Source organism: Chitinophaga oryzae, from assembly GCF_012516375.2.
GTDB lineage: Bacteria > Bacteroidota > Bacteroidia > Chitinophagales > Chitinophagaceae > Chitinophaga > Chitinophaga oryzae.
Map to the genome: position 1 here is coordinate 7,711,165 of NZ_CP051204.2, position 15,104 is coordinate 7,726,268.

The 15,104-nt window shown below is 50.9% G+C and carries 15 protein-coding genes; 6 read left to right on the top strand and 9 right to left on the bottom strand.

Annotated features, from left to right (window positions below):
* Positions 1–34: 34 nt before the first annotated feature.
* A complete protein-coding gene (locus tag HF324_RS30560; protein WP_168807333.1) occupies positions 35–631 on the bottom strand; it encodes an RNA polymerase sigma factor in 597 nt (198 codons plus the stop codon).
* Between the two features lie 249 nt (positions 632–880).
* On the opposite strand from HF324_RS30560, the gene HF324_RS30565 reads away from it, so the two are divergent.
* From HF324_RS30565 to HF324_RS30575, 3 genes are all read left to right on the top strand, one after another.
* Positions 881–1,975 carry a hypothetical protein gene (locus tag HF324_RS30565; RefSeq protein ID WP_168807335.1) on the top strand — a complete coding sequence of 365 codons (1,095 nt, stop codon included), beginning with the start codon at positions 881–883 and terminating at the stop codon, positions 1,973–1,975.
* A gap of 138 nt (positions 1,976–2,113) precedes the next feature.
* Complete coding sequence (locus HF324_RS30570; protein ID WP_168807336.1) at positions 2,114–2,569, top strand: VOC family protein; 456 nt, start codon at positions 2,114–2,116, stop codon at positions 2,567–2,569.
* 101 nt (positions 2,570–2,670) lie between these two features.
* Entirely contained in the window at positions 2,671–3,300 is a 630-nt protein-coding gene (locus HF324_RS30575; protein ID WP_168807338.1) for a DUF5710 domain-containing protein, read from the top strand.
* Positions 3,301–3,392: 92 nt separating this feature from the next.
* Here the strand turns inward: HF324_RS30575 and HF324_RS30580 are convergent, their stop codons facing one another.
* The 3 genes from HF324_RS30580 to HF324_RS30590 form a co-directional block, all read right to left on the bottom strand.
* Positions 3,393–4,190 carry a M48 family metallopeptidase gene (locus tag HF324_RS30580; RefSeq protein ID WP_168807340.1) on the bottom strand — a complete coding sequence of 266 codons (798 nt, stop codon included), beginning with the start codon at positions 4,188–4,190 and terminating at the stop codon, positions 3,393–3,395.
* 158 nt (positions 4,191–4,348) lie between these two features.
* The gene (locus HF324_RS30585; RefSeq protein WP_168861554.1) at positions 4,349–7,456 is read right to left on the bottom strand and encodes a leucine-rich repeat domain-containing protein; all 3,108 of its coding nucleotides are present in this window, start codon (positions 7,454–7,456) and stop codon (positions 4,349–4,351) included.
* 21 nt (positions 7,457–7,477) lie between these two features.
* Positions 7,478–10,447: a leucine-rich repeat domain-containing protein gene (locus tag HF324_RS30590; protein WP_168861555.1), complete on the bottom strand. Its 2,970-nt coding sequence runs from the start codon at positions 10,445–10,447 to the stop codon at positions 7,478–7,480.
* 110 nt (positions 10,448–10,557) lie between these two features.
* On the opposite strand from HF324_RS30590, the gene HF324_RS30595 reads away from it, so the two are divergent.
* Positions 10,558–11,181: a Pr6Pr family membrane protein gene (locus tag HF324_RS30595; protein ID WP_168861556.1), complete on the top strand. Its 624-nt coding sequence runs from the start codon at positions 10,558–10,560 to the stop codon at positions 11,179–11,181.
* Here the strand turns inward: HF324_RS30595 and HF324_RS30600 are convergent.
* Both HF324_RS30600 and HF324_RS30605 read right to left on the bottom strand, forming a co-directional pair.
* Positions 11,162–12,184, bottom strand: a complete 1,023-nt coding sequence (locus HF324_RS30600) for an endonuclease/exonuclease/phosphatase family protein (protein WP_168807348.1) — start codon at positions 12,182–12,184, stop codon at positions 11,162–11,164. The two genes, HF324_RS30595 and HF324_RS30600, sit on opposite strands and share 20 nt — an antisense overlap.
* A 101-nt stretch (positions 12,185–12,285) precedes the next feature.
* Positions 12,286–12,465, bottom strand: a complete 180-nt coding sequence (locus HF324_RS30605; RefSeq protein WP_220101253.1) for a helix-turn-helix domain-containing protein — start codon at positions 12,463–12,465, stop codon at positions 12,286–12,288.
* A 139-nt stretch (positions 12,466–12,604) separates the two neighbouring features.
* Here HF324_RS30605 and HF324_RS30610 point away from each other — a divergent pair, with 139 nt between their 5' ends.
* Complete coding sequence (locus HF324_RS30610; RefSeq protein WP_168861558.1) at positions 12,605–12,847, top strand: hypothetical protein; 243 nt, start codon at positions 12,605–12,607, stop codon at positions 12,845–12,847.
* Between the two features lie 20 nt (positions 12,848–12,867).
* A complete protein-coding gene (locus HF324_RS30615) occupies positions 12,868–13,596 on the top strand; it encodes a DUF4262 domain-containing protein (protein WP_168861559.1) in 729 nt (242 codons plus the stop codon).
* Between the two features lie 2 nt (positions 13,597–13,598).
* On the opposite strand, the gene HF324_RS30620 is transcribed toward HF324_RS30615, so the two are convergent.
* From HF324_RS30620 to HF324_RS30630, 3 genes are all read right to left on the bottom strand, one after another.
* On the bottom strand, positions 13,599–13,973 hold the full coding sequence (locus HF324_RS30620; RefSeq protein ID WP_168807350.1) for a hypothetical protein: 375 nt from the start codon (positions 13,971–13,973) through the stop codon (positions 13,599–13,601).
* Positions 13,974–13,983: 10 nt separating this feature from the next.
* Positions 13,984–14,439 (bottom strand): DoxX family protein, encoded by a 456-nt coding sequence (locus HF324_RS30625; RefSeq protein WP_168807352.1) that lies wholly within the window; start codon positions 14,437–14,439, stop codon positions 13,984–13,986.
* Between the two features lie 63 nt (positions 14,440–14,502).
* Positions 14,503–15,084 carry a Crp/Fnr family transcriptional regulator gene (locus tag HF324_RS30630; protein WP_168807354.1) on the bottom strand — a complete coding sequence of 194 codons (582 nt, stop codon included), beginning with the start codon at positions 15,082–15,084 and terminating at the stop codon, positions 14,503–14,505.
* Positions 15,085–15,104 lie beyond the last annotated feature (20 nt).

Consider the following 15,104-nt stretch of genomic DNA (forward strand, 5'->3'; position numbering starts at 1 on the left):
AAAAGAAAACAGGGTGGGTCGGAGAGAAAAAAAATTACCTGGAGGGAGTTATCAGGAGACCGGAGACCAACAGCAGCGGGAGAATACCGTCTGTGTTAGTATAAAAGAAGAACTTAATACTTTTCATGGCCAGCACCATATGTTCTTTTACCGTGTTACGGGAAATGCCCAGTTCCACGGCTACTTCTTCGTAGCTTTTGCTTTCTTCCCGGCAAAGCCTGAATACCTTCTGCCGCTGGGGCGGCAGTTGCGCTATGGCCTGGTGCAGTAAAGACTCATATTGTTTCCAGAGCAGCCGTGTATCTGCATCTTCGGTCTGGTGCTGCAACTCCTGCATCGCCTGTAAACGGAGGGCCGCATCGGCGCTGATCTTCTTCAGGCGTTTAAACACATGATTCCGGGTAATACGGTACAGGTAACCGCTGAACGATAATTCAGGGTTGATCCGCTCCCTAATCTCCCAGATCTTTATAAACACTTCCTGTAGTGTATCTTCGGCCAGTTCCGGGATGTTAATGAAGTGGAGTATATAAGTGTAAAGTGAGGGATAATACTGATCATATAGTGTTATATACGCTTCGGTATCCCCTTGCTGCAGCCTTTGCAGCAGAACAGCTTCTTCATTGCCCACTGGATTCTCGATTTGATGACTAAAATACGCAATTGGCAGATAGTTCTGCGGAAAAATTTCGTGGGTTTTGTCTGACTCCGGATGATGGTGATTTTGCAGGATTTAAAAATACTATATTTTAGTATCTGTACGTTTAAGATATTCCGGCCCTCACCGTAGTATTTTCAACGGCAATGGCAAATATTACATAATTTAGTGATGCTCAAGCAGTCACCTTTATCACTATTACTATCATTCAATACCGCGCACATGAAAAGGCTTTTTGTATTGGTTGCCCTGATTTTTCCGCTGGCGTTAAGCGCACAGACCAGGCTGTCGGAAACTGTTGCAGCAGATTTCTCTAACCGGGTGGCCCATCACTATACGTTAAAAAACGACTCCATTACCGGCTATATCGCGGAGCAGCTGACCCGCAGCGGCGCGGGCGGGCTGGACATCGACTCCACCATGTTCAACCTGAAAAACGACCTTCCTGCCCTGGATGCGGCGCTGAAATACCTGTACCAGTACAGCGATTGTAACCGGCAGCGGTTCATTGCCAACCTGCGGGGCATGAACCTGCAGACCAACAGCGTATTCCCGTTGGCCACCTACACCGCCAATAAATATAAGAACGATACCAAGGCCCTGCTGGAAGATAAAAGCGACTTCCTGAAGACCTATACCGGTCCGGTGACCGGCAAACAGGCACCGGCTGCCGTGGCCCAGGCGACCAGCACAACAGATAATACCGCGACCGCCACCACAACGGCCGGCACCGGCGAAACAACCGCAGCCGGCACCACTGCCACCACAGAAGGCGCTGCGATCTCCGCCCCGCCTGTGGCCGATACTCGCAACTGGGAGGTGAAACCACTGTTCCAGGTACGCACCCCTGAACAACTGGTAGACATGTTCGGGAAAGACAACGTTACTCAACGCGACGCCATCGATCTGGCCGGCACCAAAGAAGGCGAAGCCTACGTGATCTACCCTGATACCGACGACGAACTGGAAGTACAGTTTGACGGCGAAAACGGGAATATCCTCACCTTCTCCCATTTCCCCTCCAGGTGGAAATCCCCTTATGGTATTAAAGCCGGCGACCCGCTGGCCAAACTGATCAAAGTAAACGGCCGTCCTTTCCGCATCAATGGCTTCGAATGGACCAACGGCGGGCTGGTGAGCGACTGGCAGGGCGGCGCCCTCGAAGGTAAAAATGTGGTCATCCAGCTGAAAGCAAACAATACCGGCGATCCTAAAACATACGACCAGGTGACCGGAGACAAAACCATCCGTTCAGACCTCCCGGTACTGAAGAAACTGGATATCATTATCCAGTCTGTCGCTTTTAAAAGCAACTAAACCATTTACGGATTTACAGATTTTTTGATTTATGAATTTAAAATGCAGCGGGAACCACGCTATTTTAAGGTTTCCGCTGCATTTTAAATTCATAAATCGTAAATCAAAAAATCTCTAAATCTTTTTTATCTTGTTTGTATGAAACAGACGATAGTTATTCTTTTCTTTGCCATCATGGGACTTTCCACGAGCATGCAAGCACAATCTAAAAAATACCCTTCGCTGAACCATATCGCGATTTATGTAGTCAGCCTGGAGCGCGCCACCGCTTTCTACCGGGATGTTATTGGCCTTGAAGTGATGGACGAACCGTTTAAAGACGGCCGCCACAGCTGGTTTAAAGTAGGAGACCACAGTCAGCTGCATATTATTTCCGGGGCCGCCAAAGCCGAAGTACATCCCAAAGACGCCCATCTTTGCTTCAGCGTTCCTTCCATGAAAGCATTTATCTCCGTACTGGAGCAACATCACGTCACCTACGAAGACTGGCCGGGGAAACCCAATACCATCAATAAAAGGGTGGATGGCGTACAGCAGATCTATTTCCGGGACCCGGACGGCTATTGGATTGAAATCAACGACGACAAATACTAAGCGTCCGGGACAGCGGGCAACAAGCGGCCGGTCATCGTCCTAAAAAATAACAGGCGGGAGTGGTCTTTTTTTGTTAAATTCAGTAACCACATTCCAAGATTATGTCATTACTACTGAATGTTCCTGCTGCGGAAGAAACCGAAGCCAAGTCAAAAGGGGCTTTGTGGGACGCCAACCTGCAAACCTGGTACCTGCCGGATATCAATTATGATCATATCATGGAGGTAGATAAATGGATCACCGACCGGGATACCGCCATTATCCTGTCGGACGAAGTGATTATCGCCCATGCGCGCCATACCTGCCCGCATTGTCAGCAGTCCACACCGGTGATCGCCATTGGCAGCGATTTCTTCTACGAAAAAGACATGAACGAACGGGATGAACTGGTCTGGTTTGAACTGGATTTTTTCACCCTGTTTCAGCAAACCTCCGTTATCTCCGCGCACCTGTTCAATTTTTTCCGGGACAATTACCCACATTACAAGCAGGGCCCCGCCAGGAGCGCAGACGGCTACTATTGGTGCAACCACTGCGAACATTGCGGAAAGGATATTGACGATACCCTTCTTTTTGCCGACCCGGGTGACGTGTTTAACCCGGACAACGCAGCCGCAGCCGCTTCCATCACCCTGCGGACTTTTCCGTTTAAATACGCCCCACACATAGACGCAGATTATAATATAAATGATAATGTGCGGCTGATCAACGAATTTGCCGGCAGAACTTAGTCATTTGATTATTTGGTTATTTTAAAATTTAAAGCGTTCACTTATGGGCAAACCAACAAGTGAACGCTTTAAATTTTAAAATAACAAAATGATTACGGTTTTTTGTAACCGTCTTTCGTGGCTTTCTCCGCCATGGTCACCATTCTTTTTTCGGTGTCAGGGTGAGAAGAGAACAGCTGGGCGCCTTTCTTCTTTTTTTCACCGTTATTGGCTTCCTGAGCTGCTTTCCACAGCTTTTCAAAAGCGGTGGACATTCCCCAGGGGTTCAGTTTATTTGCTTTCAGGAATTCGTAACCGTAATTGTCCGCCTGGCTTTCCTGGCCACGGGAGTAAGCAGAGTTAGCCACCGCTTCCCCCAGATCGCCCAGCTGAGAGTCGCTCAGCGCGCCGGCAGCGCCGCCCTGGGAAGACACACCGTCTTTCAGTGCGGAGGTCATTAACGCGGTTTTAAAAGCGTCTTTGGAATCTTTATTTTTTACGTGACCGATCTCGTGACCGATAACGCCCATTACTTCATCGTCCGTCATTACCTTCATCAGGCCGGCGCATACGCGCACGCTGCCATCCGCACAGGCGAAGGCATTGATATCCCTCACGAGGTACACCTTGAAGTTCAGGTTCATCCCTTCATAATTGGCGGCATTGGCCGTCAATTTAGCCAGCCGCTGTGCCAGCGGGTCATCCGCGGGGGCTACAGGATTGTGCTCGTCCATCCACTGGATATACTCTTTGGTATATTTGATGACTTCATCATCGCTCAGCGTTACGGCTTTTGCGGCTTTCACACCTGCGCCGATAGTTTTGGAATTGAGCTTGAACTGGGCGCTGGCAGTAGATGCCAATGCAAGGGAGATAGCACAAACAATGCTACAGCGAGTAAAAACAAACATAAAAAACAACTGTTTAGTTAGGAAATGGTTTAAGGTTAAAAACATTTGCGCAGCGAAGATAAAGGAAATATCCAATTCGAGCCAAACCGGAGACGGACTTCGGTATCCATGTGTGATCCGAACTAAAAAGCTGCCCCTTACCGGGGCAGCTTTTTAGTTTATGCGGCTGGCAAAACAAGGTCCTTTAGTTTTTTCAACTGTGTAAAATCGAACGAGCCAGGGGCAAACGGATTATAATCCAGCCGCAGTGTTTCCAGCTCCTGCAGCTGGTTTAAAGCCGCAGGCACCTCCGTAATACGGTTGCCTTTCAGCACTACGGTCACCAGGTTTTTCATCGCAGTAATGAAAGTCATGTCGGTAATCTCGCAAAACTCCAGGACCAACCCTGTCAACTCGCTGCATGCTGCAAGCCTTTCTGCATGTTTCAGTGGCACATATGCCATCCGGAATTTCTTAAGACGCACCTCTTTGCCGGTGAGATCAGGTACGGTCAGTCCGCCCTCACGCCTGCAGCCGACATGCAATTCCACCGGAAGCGTGAAGAGGGATGCCGGTATTTCATCGGTGGTAATGCGGACATACAATTCTTTCAGCGGGAGTTCTCTCAGGTAATCAACCAGACGTGGCAAGTCAGTTGTATCGCCAAGATCAAGATTCAACCAGCTAACATGCTGAAAATGTACCAGCACATCGGAGATATCGCTGGCTGGCATGTCTCTCAGTACCAGGCTTTCTCCCCTGTAGGAGCCACGATTTTGTTCCCTTTTCGCTATTTGAGCAGCCAACACAAAAGCGCATATATCTAATTCCGGATGCAGGTACAGCGGCCGGAAATTGTCTTCTGACCGGTCTTTAAACCGGTCTTTCCAGTTTGTTTTAATATGATGCTGCAAAGCAGCCGACGCGTATTTCTTAAACAACGTCCTGGATTTTTTCCGGATGGCGGTGTCTTTGTGGAACAGGTGAATAGCCGCGAGATAACTCAGCAACACTTTGCCGGCGCCGCCACCTTCCATCATTTCCAGTATCAGTGCTATGTTATTGGTATGCTGATCTGCCAGTAAGCGTGTAATCTGTTCCGTTAGCGCCTCATTCTCCTCTGTCATCAGGAAAGGGGTGTTATCTTTAATTTCCTGCGCCTTGAGATGGTCTTCCAGAATGTATTGGCATTCCTGTTGAAAAAGCTGGCCAATCGCCTCTACCGGTATGTTCTGTCCGAGAAACAAATGGGTGGCCTCTTTCAGCTCTTTGGTCATGGTAGCGCCCCGGTGCTGCAACAGCTCCGCCAGCGATTTTTTACCGCTCAGTGTAGGCGTTCCCGCTACATATACTTTAGCACCGGTGATATTGCCGGCTGCATCGAATGGATACGGCAGCAGCGCGTGTAAAGCGTCGTACTGATGTGCCAGCAGGCCGAAGGCCACTTCGCGCCGGAGGCCATCAGGGATATCCATAGTGGCCATCTGCGTAAAAGCAGCACGATAGGGCCTCAACGCTCCGCGGTCCTCCAGCACAATCTGTCCTCTTTTGGCGCGGCCAAGGGCCAGTGGTATCTCCGGTTTTTTCTCCTGCCACACCAGGCTGTAAAGCGCTTTGCTGCTGAAACGGATATTCAGGGTATCCAGATGGGACAGCTCCAGCAATGCTTCCGGCAACTGAAGGGAGTCTGCATAAAAGGTAGCCTCCTTTATTGCCGGCAACTCTTTCAGGTATTGAATGTACCAGTCAAATGACTGCTCTTTTGCGCTGCCGAAACGAACGGATTTCAGGCCGGGCATCCGTTTCAGCTGTGGTCTTACCGCAGCAGGATCTATCTCATTATAGCAATCAAAATCGAATACATCCACACCGGGCAACTCAAAAAAGGCATCCGGAAGCACGGGAGTATCGTATGGCAGATGCAGCCAGCGAAGGCTGGGCGCGGGTATCAGCTGACGTATATCCTTGTCTGTTATAGCCGATACTGATAGTTCCTCCAGCCGGGAAAGCTGTGCCAGCCGTGCATAATCCATGCCATCCGCGTGCGCTGGCAATGTAAGTTTACGGAGATTCGGCAACCGGTATAACCCGTCCGGTAATGGAGGGAAGGTTTCACCCGACAGCGACAATTTCTCCAACGCTGTCAGGCCGGAAAGATCAGGCCAGCTGTCGAAAGTGCTATCGCGTATGTCCAGCGACTGTACCCAGGTCATTTGTGCCAGTGATGCCGGTAAAGTTTCGAGGCCATAAAGAGACAGGGAACGTACATGCTGTAGCGCCGTGATGCTGTCCGGCAGGGTCTTTTTGCCGTTCACTATATAGGGCAACAGGCTAGTGGTGCTGAAAGAAGTATGCGCAGGATTATCCTTTATCATATTGATAAAAAACGGCATCGGTAGCGGGCGGGAACTAATGATTTCCTGCAGCTGCTTTAACTGCAACAGTACTTCCGGTATCTCTTCAAAATAGTTGTCGTACAGATCAATGGATTCCAGGCTTTCCAGCAGCGTAATGGATTCCGGCAGGGAGCGAAGCCCACATCCTTTTAACCGCAGGCGTTTCAGCTTTTTACAGTTCGCCAGTACCCGGAAGGCCTGGTCAAAGTCCAGGTCCTTATTCCCGTTGAGCGCCACCACTTCCAGTTCCTGCAGTTCGCCCATCTCCTCCGGCAGCCGGGTGAGCTTATTGTACTTCATATGCAGCTCTTTTAACTGCGACAGTTCTTTGATCGCCGGCGGCAACACAGCGATGCTGTTGGAAGAAAGATCCAGTACCCGCAGGGAAGTGAAAGCGGCGATCTCCTTAGGCAGGGTTTTGATTTCATTAAACCGGAGGCTTAGCGCTTCCAGCTTCGGCAGCCCGGCAATATTTTTAGGAAAGGTGGTAAACCGGTTAGTCCGCAGGTTGAGGATACGCAGTTCTTTCAGCGACGGCAGACTGTCAGGCAGCGCCTTCAGCTGGTTGCCTGTTATTTCAAGGGCTTCCAGTCCCGTTAACAGACCAATGCTGTCCGGCAGTTCGCTCATTTTGGTTTTGGTCATACCGAGCCCTTTGAGCTGCGGCAACGCCGCCAGGGTGGAGATAGCGGCGGCATGGTCCAGCGCCTCGTTGTAGCCGAGGTCGAACTGTACATGCGGGATATGCGCCGCATCCTGGACGTCAGGCAGTTTTTTCAGGCGCTTGTTATGCAGGACGAAGCGCACTTTAGGATGCGGGCAGTTTTTGGCTTCTTTGATGTCATTGAGTACTACAATACCGGGTTCGGCGTACATGTGTCTGTGTTCCATGGCGTTTTTCAGGTAAGGGATTTAATATTTTTTGCTGTAGCGCATATTATTCAGGACATCCAGTAGTGGCAGCAGCAAGGCGTCCACATCTTTTTCGCTGATGTTGTTTCCCTCGATGGCAAGGGATGACAACCGGTCAAATGCGCGCATACCGGCAGGAAGGGCAGCAAGGTTGTTATTCGAAATATCCAGCAATTCCAGTTGGCACATGCCGGCGAGGAAATCTGCGTGCTGCAGACTACAATCCCTGAGGATACATGATGTCAGCTTGTCCCAGGCCGACACTCTTTCGGGATGCAGCAGTGGCGCTCCTTCCAGCGACAGCCGCGGGAAGGCTACCTGGTTTGGCCCCAGCGGTGGAATTGTAAACCCGGGACTTCCTTTCAGCCGCAGGGTAATATTCTGCAAAGCGGGCATCTGCCATACCTCCGAAGGCAGCGCGGTGATCGGCGCTTCAATGACCAGGTTCTGCAGCTGCATCAGGGGCAGTTTTTCCAGCAGCTTTGTTATCGCCGCATTCCCGGGGCTTTCTATGGACAACATATTCACCGGCAGCATGTCCCGGATACTGTCTGTAACAGCGGTATCGGGGATATGTTTCAGCCAGAGGTTGGTCCTTCCGTCCACTCCCCTGGCCCGGAAACAGGCCAGCAGGAAAGCGAACATGTCCAGTTCCGGGTGCAGGTACAGGGCGGAGAACTCGTCTTCCCGCTTGTAACGGAAGGTATCACTCCAGGTAACGTCTATGTGATGTTGCAAAGCGGCGGAGGCGAATTTTCTCAACAGGCCCTTAGCTTCCGATGCAATGGTATCATTACGGTGAAAAAGGTGTAATGCCGCCAGGTAACTGATCAGTACCCGGTTAGCGCCGCCGCCGCTGATGACCTGTAACGCCAGCGGCAGTTTACCATCTGTTTTCAGCAGCCGTGTCACCTGGCTGACGAGCTCCTGCCCTCCTTCTTCCATCAGGAAAGGCGCTTCCTCTTTCCACGTTTGTGCTTTCAGGTGATCTTCCAGCACTAGTTGAACAGGGTGTCCGGACAGCTGTACCACAGCGGTGGCACTGATGTGCTGCCCTACAAAGACATGGGTGGCAGCGGCTATTTCGCCCACTATCGCGGCGCCACGCTGCTGTAAAACCGCTTTCAGCGCTTTTCGGGTACAAAGGGTTGGTTCCCCGGCGATGTACACCTGCGCTCCCGGCAGTTGTCCTTCCGGCGTAAAAGGCCAGGGCACCCGTTGTTTCAGCTCGTCATACCGACGGGCCAGCAGGCAGAAAGCCAGTTCCCGTGTTGCCATTCCCGTTATCTGCCGGTTCTGCAGCACTTCGAAAGCGTGCCGATAGGCTTTCATGGATGGTTTATTTTCCAGCACCAGCTGCCCCGGGCGGGTGTTTGCCACCGCAGGCGGCAGATGGGGTATACCCCAATAGTGTTCATTCCAAAACAGGCGAATATGTTCCAGATGCGGCAGGCCGGCCAGTGATGCGGGCACTGTTTGTTCATCGGGATAGAGGGTGACTTCCTTCAGCCGGGGCAGCTGCTGCAGCCAGCGGATACAGTCCGCTGCCGGCAATGGCCGCACTTTATTAAAAATGAGCGTATGCAGGTTGGGCAGGCGATGTAACATGGACAAGGCATGATGGACATCGATGGCTTCATACTGGTTGAGATCAAACACCTGTACGCAAGGAAGATCATAATAAGCGTCCGGCAGCTGAGCTGCGGTGATGACCACATCGATGGACCGTCCGTGTACAGGCTGCAGAAAATGTTGCAGGTCCGTGTCGGTGACATCATCCGTCGTAATTTTTTCCAGGGCCGGCAGGCGGGCGATGCGGGCATAATCCGGGCGCACGGTACAACGTTCTATCGTCAGCGTTTTAAGGGCTGGCAGCTGGTAAATAAATTCCGGGAAGGCGGCAAAGCGCGTACCGGATACCAGGACATGCGCTATGGCCTGTAATCCGGAGAGGTCGGGCAGTGCCGCATATTCACCGTTGATAAAAGACAGCGAAGTCAGTTGCGCGAGCTTGTTCACCGTCGCGGGTATACGTTGCAGGTCGGTGAATGTGATGCTGTCCAGGTACTGAAGTTCTCCTGTATTAGCCGGCAAGGTACGGACACCGTCTTCTTCGTAAGGTAGTATTTTAAAGAGCTGGAGCGATGAGATATCGGGCCGGTCTTTTATCATGTTGAAATAGAAGGGTGCCGGCAGTGGCCAGTCGCACTCAATGGAGGTGAGACGGGGCATATGGGGGATAGACCGGAGCATATTTTTTCTCAGGTCCAGGGCGGTGATTTGCTGTAGGGCGGTGAGGCCGTCCGGCGAAACGGAAACGTCGCAGTTTTGCATCGACAAGCGTCTCAACGCGCCACAGCCGGCCAGCAGGCGGCAGGCGTCCGTTATTTTCAGAAAGCCGTTGTTGTCGAGTACCAGTATTTCCAGTTGAGAAAGGCGGGTGACGGATGCCGGCAGCCGGGTGAACTGCCCTCCGTCGAGATACAGTTTCTTCAGCGCCGGGAACATCGACAGGTCGCTGTCCGCCAGCGCTGCCAGTGTATTTCCGCCAAGATGCAACTCTTCCAGTAACGGCAATGGCTGTGGTAAATGTGGCAGACCGGACAACTTGTTATTATTCAGTTTTAAAACCTTCAGCTGCTGTAGACCGGCGATAAACGACGGTAGCGTCTTCAGTTTATTATGGGAAAGATCGAGGCATTGCAGGCCGGACAACCGGATGATGCCGGCGGGCAGTTCTTCCATGCCGGTGAATGCCATGCTCAGGGCCTGCATATGGGGCACAGCCGCCAACTGGTTGATGACGGTGTCATGTTGCAGTTCCCGGTTGCCGCTTAGGTCAACATGCACATAAGGCAGTTTCGCGGCGGCTTCATAGCCGCGGGGCAGGGTACTCAGTCTTTTCCGTTGCAGGTCCACGTATCCTGTTGCCTGCGCGTTTTTCATGACATGGGTCTCAAAGTAATCCATAGGCGTGCGGGTTATCGCGCTATAAAGAAAGAAAACTTTCCCCTGTCCTCAAAAAGAAATGCTCCCGCCGGCGCTCTTCTCCTGTGAGCAAAAATCCGTATACTTATACCATGGAAATAAAACGGGCCCGCATATATCCTGCTATCCTTTCTCTTCTGGGATGGTTTGCGCTGATAGCGCAGTATTACCTGATGATCGTGAGCGGGAAATTGCCGCCCGGGGAGCTGACGATACGGTTCTTCAGTTATTTCACTATTCTGACCAATCTGCTGGTAGCCGTAACTAATACAGTATTGTGGCTGTATCCTGCGTCCCGCTTCTTTTCGCGGGCAGGTACACAAACGGCGCTGACGGTGTATATTCTGATTGTGGGGATCATCTATAATGCGGTGTTACGGTGGTTGTGGCAACCGCAGGGGTTGCAACAGGCGGTGGATGAACTGTTGCACAGTGTGATCCCGGTGATGTGGTTGCTGTACTGGATGTTATTTACCGCCAGGCGGCGGCTGGAGTGGAAACAGTGCTGGCCGTGGCTGGCGTATCCGTTGGTTTATTTTGTGTATACCCTTGCCAGAGGCGCTGCTACCGGCTTTTATCCCTACCCGTTCATTGAGGTGAACCGGATAGGGATAACGCAGGCGCTGATCAATGCCGTGGGTATTGCCGGCATCTTTCTTTTACTGTCGCTGCTGTTCATCGGTATCAGCAGGTATCTTACTTCAGATCGAAGGTAACCAGCAGGGCTTTATGGTCGGTGGGCCATACGCCTTTGGGGGCCATAAACTTGTCTTTCGTGTGCTCATCGCGGATAGCGCCGTATACCACGGAAGCACGGGGTCCTACAATAGTGGCGCCTTTCAGGCGCAATCTTTTATCCGGACGGAAGAAAACAAAATCGATACGGTCCCTGTCGTCCGCATCGGGCGACCATGCCAGCTTACTAACGGGAACGGCCGTATTGCCTGCCGGGAAGGTAAAGCCGGGATGAGTGACCGGGTTGGGGTATAACCGGCGGTAGGCGTCCGTAAAGCCTTCTTTCTCCAATGCCATGGTCACGTTCCAGGAGACGATGGCGCCGTGGTGATCAAACAGGTCTTTGGTGGCTGCGGTCCAGTCCCGGTGGGAAGGTTCGTTAAAATCGCCGCCCAGTATTACGATGCTGCCTTTGGCCGTTTCGCGGCGGGCGTCAGCCATAAACAGTGCTATTTCCTCATCCCGTTGGGAAGCGCGGTTATCTGCCAGTATACTGTCTGCATTGGTGACCGGCGCCGGCAGTTTCTTCCAGCTGCTGCTATGATACCCGCGGGGCAGGTAGTTGGCGGCATGCAGATAGTCCAGGTGTGCCGTGTAAACGGCCACGTTAGTGCCATCCACGCGTACAACGGCTTTATAAACGGAGCCGTGATCATCTTTTTCCGGGCTGATAGTTTCAAATTGTGTTATCGGGTAGGCTGAAAGGATGCCCGAGTCGTAGCTGTATTCGCTATAGAAGGTGCGGCCTCTTTTGGCCAGCGCTTCCCGGATGCGGTCGCAGAAGCGGGTCTGTTTATAGTTGCGGACTTCGCTGAAAGTGATGATATCTGCGCCCGTGTGGATGATTTCGTCGGCGATAGCCTCAAATCCGCCCGGTACGACGGTACCTTCCTGCCAGATGTTGAACTGCAATACTTTTAGCGTGGTGGCCGCCTGTCCCTGCAAGCATAGCAGGAGCAGCAATGGTAAGGTCCATTTTATCATATGTTCACTGTTTGGGATAAAAATAGTGTTTTGAGAGAAAAAAAATAAAAAAGACACTTACCTATAGGCAAGTGATTGTTTTTTTCCTACCTTAGTATGGATTATTTGTCCGGCAACGGTTTTTTAGGCAGGAAATCCTGTGGGCTGCATTCCAGGATGCCGGCCAGTTGATTGAGGTGTTTGATATTATAATGAGAAGGATATTGAGCGCTTTCTACTTTTCCGATGAACCCTACAGACATTCCCAGTAAATGCGCGAGATCTGCTTGAGATAAGTTCATCTCAAGTCTTCTCTCTTTGACTTTCTGAATAACATATAAATCAACTTTGCTCTTCATAATCACCTATAGGAAAGCATGAAGGTCGGAAAGCTTTGAGCAACAAACAATCACCTATAGGTAAGTATTTAAATTTTCCATTATGAAAAAACATGATCTCATTTTCTGGCAAAAAGGATTCAGAGGTATCGCCCATGGCGGGTTTCAGATATCGCCGGAATATCTTACCCAATTTATTGGCCGCTGCCACGCAGCGGGCATCCCTGTAGTAGGCATCCGGTCGAAGACAGGGAGCGCCCTGCTGGAATGTATATTACAGGAGAATGAAGCCTACCGGGCGTGTTTTGGCGATCATAAGGATGAATCGTGGTATCTGTTGTCGTAGGATATCAATATATTTACTCTATGTCAGATGACCATTGCCCTCCCCTGACGCGGGAAAACATACAGGAAAACATTGACCGGCACGGCTGCTTCATTGTACAGGTACCCGCAGACGACTACCTGCCGGCATTCGCTTACACGATTGGATTATACCAGCGTTTTCAACATCCTGAAATTATCTGTTTCGGGTTGTCTCTGGAAGTAATGGCAAGCCTGCTGAATGATGCCTGCAGCCAGATAAAAACAGGGGCAGCTTTCGCTACGAATAAGTTGTACGACGACTTTCTGGAAGATTATCCGGTACAATTTCTCTCCGTAGACGCAGCCTATTACCCTTACTATCCGGCAGCCGGTTGTTATTTTTATGAGCATGCCTCCTTCGCCGTTCTACAACTGGTATGGCCGGATAAACAATCCCGCTTTCCGTGGGAGCCGGACTTCAATCCCGATTGGCAGCGTAAACAGCCACTGCTGGACCGGAACGCCGATTTTATGTTTCCGGAAGAAAAAAACCTGGGGGTATTCACCACAAAGCAGGTACTGGAAGGCAAACCAATCTTATATGTTTATCACGATGAGGAAGGCGACTGGCAGTTTCACAGTGAAGACGAGCCTTCAGAGGCTGATGTGCGGCTGGTAGCGCTTTCGTCTATTGTCGGGATGGACCCCGGGATTGTGGCTATTCACCAATTGTCCTATGGACAGCGGGCCTGGCGGGCATCCGCAACAGACCAATGGAAATGGGAATAACGCTATAATTTCCGTCTGAAATTCTTTGCCAGCCCGAATGCTCCATTGATATATTTCCCGGACTTTCCAGGCGCATAGCTTTCAAAATACATCCCCAATGCGTGAGGGTTTCTTTTTACAAAATCCATCAGACGCCGGTGAGAAAGGCTCTGATGATATTCTCCCAGTTCACGGTAACTGAGCCAGTAGCTTACCATTACAATCTGTAGCGGGCTTACCAGCGCGGGGATGCATTCATAGGCGCCATAATGCTGCTTTACCGACCGGATGATGGCCGGCACGTGCAACCATAGCCAGCAAAAGCCTTTAAAACTGCGCGCCCGGATACTGTTAACAAACACAATGTTTTCTCCGTTGGTGATTTCCACTTCGTACATACTTATCCGTTTAAAAGCCCGCTATGGAGAAAAAATATATCCAGGCTATGAACAGCAATTGCTCCGGTACCCTGAACCAGAGATAGCCCGGCCCCGGCCCGTTATAGGTCGCCTTTTCCAGGTCCACATGCTTAATGGCGGCATAGATATTCGCCGGGAGAATGAGTAAAAAGAAGATGATAATCACCCAACCGGTCATCTCCCGAAGGGAGGGCACTAACAACAAAATACCCATGACGATCTCCGCCACACCGGTAACATACACCAGGGCCTTTTTGAAAGGCACGAACGGCGGTATCATCATGACCATGCCTTTGGGGAAGAGAAAGTGTCCCAGCGCGGTGAAACATAACATGCAGCACATTGACAGATTACCGGCGAAGATCAACTGCCAGTCGCCCGTAACCGGTCTGGAGACCAATAAAGCCAGTGTAAATACCGTTATCAGAATAATAATAGGTTTCATGTAAAGGTGTGTTTTGTCCGGTACAAATGTCCACCTTCCCCTCGCCCCGGAAAATGATGTATGTTAGTTTCTGGCGTGCTGCTTTCTGATACGGCTCAGGCTCTCCGGCTGGATGCCCAGAAAAGAAGACAGGTGTTTCACGGATATCTGCTGCACCAGCGCGGGATTACGCTCTAACAGCTGCACATAGCGCTCTTCTGCTGTCAGCGACAGCAGTTCCATCTCTTTTTTCAGCCGTTTGGCGTACTGGTACTCCGCTATCAGGCGGCCTATCCGTTCCCCGTGATGATGTTTGTTGTAAAACTCCTGCAAAAAGCGGAAAGGGATAGCCACAATACTGGCATCAGCCAGGAGCTCTATAAAAATGGCGCTCGGCTCCCGCGTAATCAGCGAATAGTAGGCTGTCACCATTTCCCCTTCAAATTGAAAATCCACCGTAAACTCTTTGCCATCCCTGATGAAATAATTACGCGTGGCGCCTGTATGCAGGAAATAGATAAAATTCTCTACCTGCCCTTCCCGGGTAAGGAAGTCCCCTTTCTGATATTTTTTGGTGATGAGCTTGGAAGAAAAATCCTCCCACTCCGCTGTTGTAAGCGGATAGAACTTGTAGATGGCTTGCCGGAAGGATTGGAGTTCGGTCATCCCTACAAATATATGTCATC

Bases quoted from the DNA above. Each gene is read 5' to 3' on its own strand.
- HF324_RS30565 (WP_168807335.1), top strand. From the start codon at position 881: ATGAAAAGGCTTTTTGTATTGGTTGCCCTGATTTTTCCGCTGGCGTTA.
- HF324_RS30570 (WP_168807336.1), top strand. From the start codon at position 2,114: ATGAAACAGACGATAGTTATTCTTTTCTTTGCCATCATGGGACTTTCC.
- HF324_RS30575 (WP_168807338.1), top strand. From the start codon at position 2,671: ATGTCATTACTACTGAATGTTCCTGCTGCGGAAGAAACCGAAGCCAAG.
- HF324_RS30580 (WP_168807340.1), bottom strand. From the start codon at position 4,190: ATGTTTGTTTTTACTCGCTGTAGCATTGTTTGTGCTATCTCCCTTGCA.
- HF324_RS30585 (WP_168861554.1), bottom strand. From the start codon at position 7,456: ATGGAACACAGACACATGTACGCCGAACCCGGTATTGTAGTACTCAAT.
- HF324_RS30590 (WP_168861555.1), bottom strand. From the start codon at position 10,447: ATGGATTACTTTGAGACCCATGTCATGAAAAACGCGCAGGCAACAGGA.
- HF324_RS30595 (WP_168861556.1), top strand. From the start codon at position 10,558: ATGGAAATAAAACGGGCCCGCATATATCCTGCTATCCTTTCTCTTCTG.
- HF324_RS30600 (WP_168807348.1), bottom strand. From the start codon at position 12,184: ATGATAAAATGGACCTTACCATTGCTGCTCCTGCTATGCTTGCAGGGA.
- HF324_RS30605 (WP_220101253.1), bottom strand. From the start codon at position 12,465: ATGAACTTATCTCAAGCAGATCTCGCGCATTTACTGGGAATGTCTGTA.
- HF324_RS30610 (WP_168861558.1), top strand. From the start codon at position 12,605: ATGAAAAAACATGATCTCATTTTCTGGCAAAAAGGATTCAGAGGTATC.
- HF324_RS30615 (WP_168861559.1), top strand. From the start codon at position 12,868: ATGTCAGATGACCATTGCCCTCCCCTGACGCGGGAAAACATACAGGAA.
- HF324_RS30620 (WP_168807350.1), bottom strand. From the start codon at position 13,973: ATGTACGAAGTGGAAATCACCAACGGAGAAAACATTGTGTTTGTTAAC.
- HF324_RS30625 (WP_168807352.1), bottom strand. From the start codon at position 14,439: ATGAAACCTATTATTATTCTGATAACGGTATTTACACTGGCTTTATTG.
- HF324_RS30630 (WP_168807354.1), bottom strand. From the start codon at position 15,084: ATGACCGAACTCCAATCCTTCCGGCAAGCCATCTACAAGTTCTATCCG.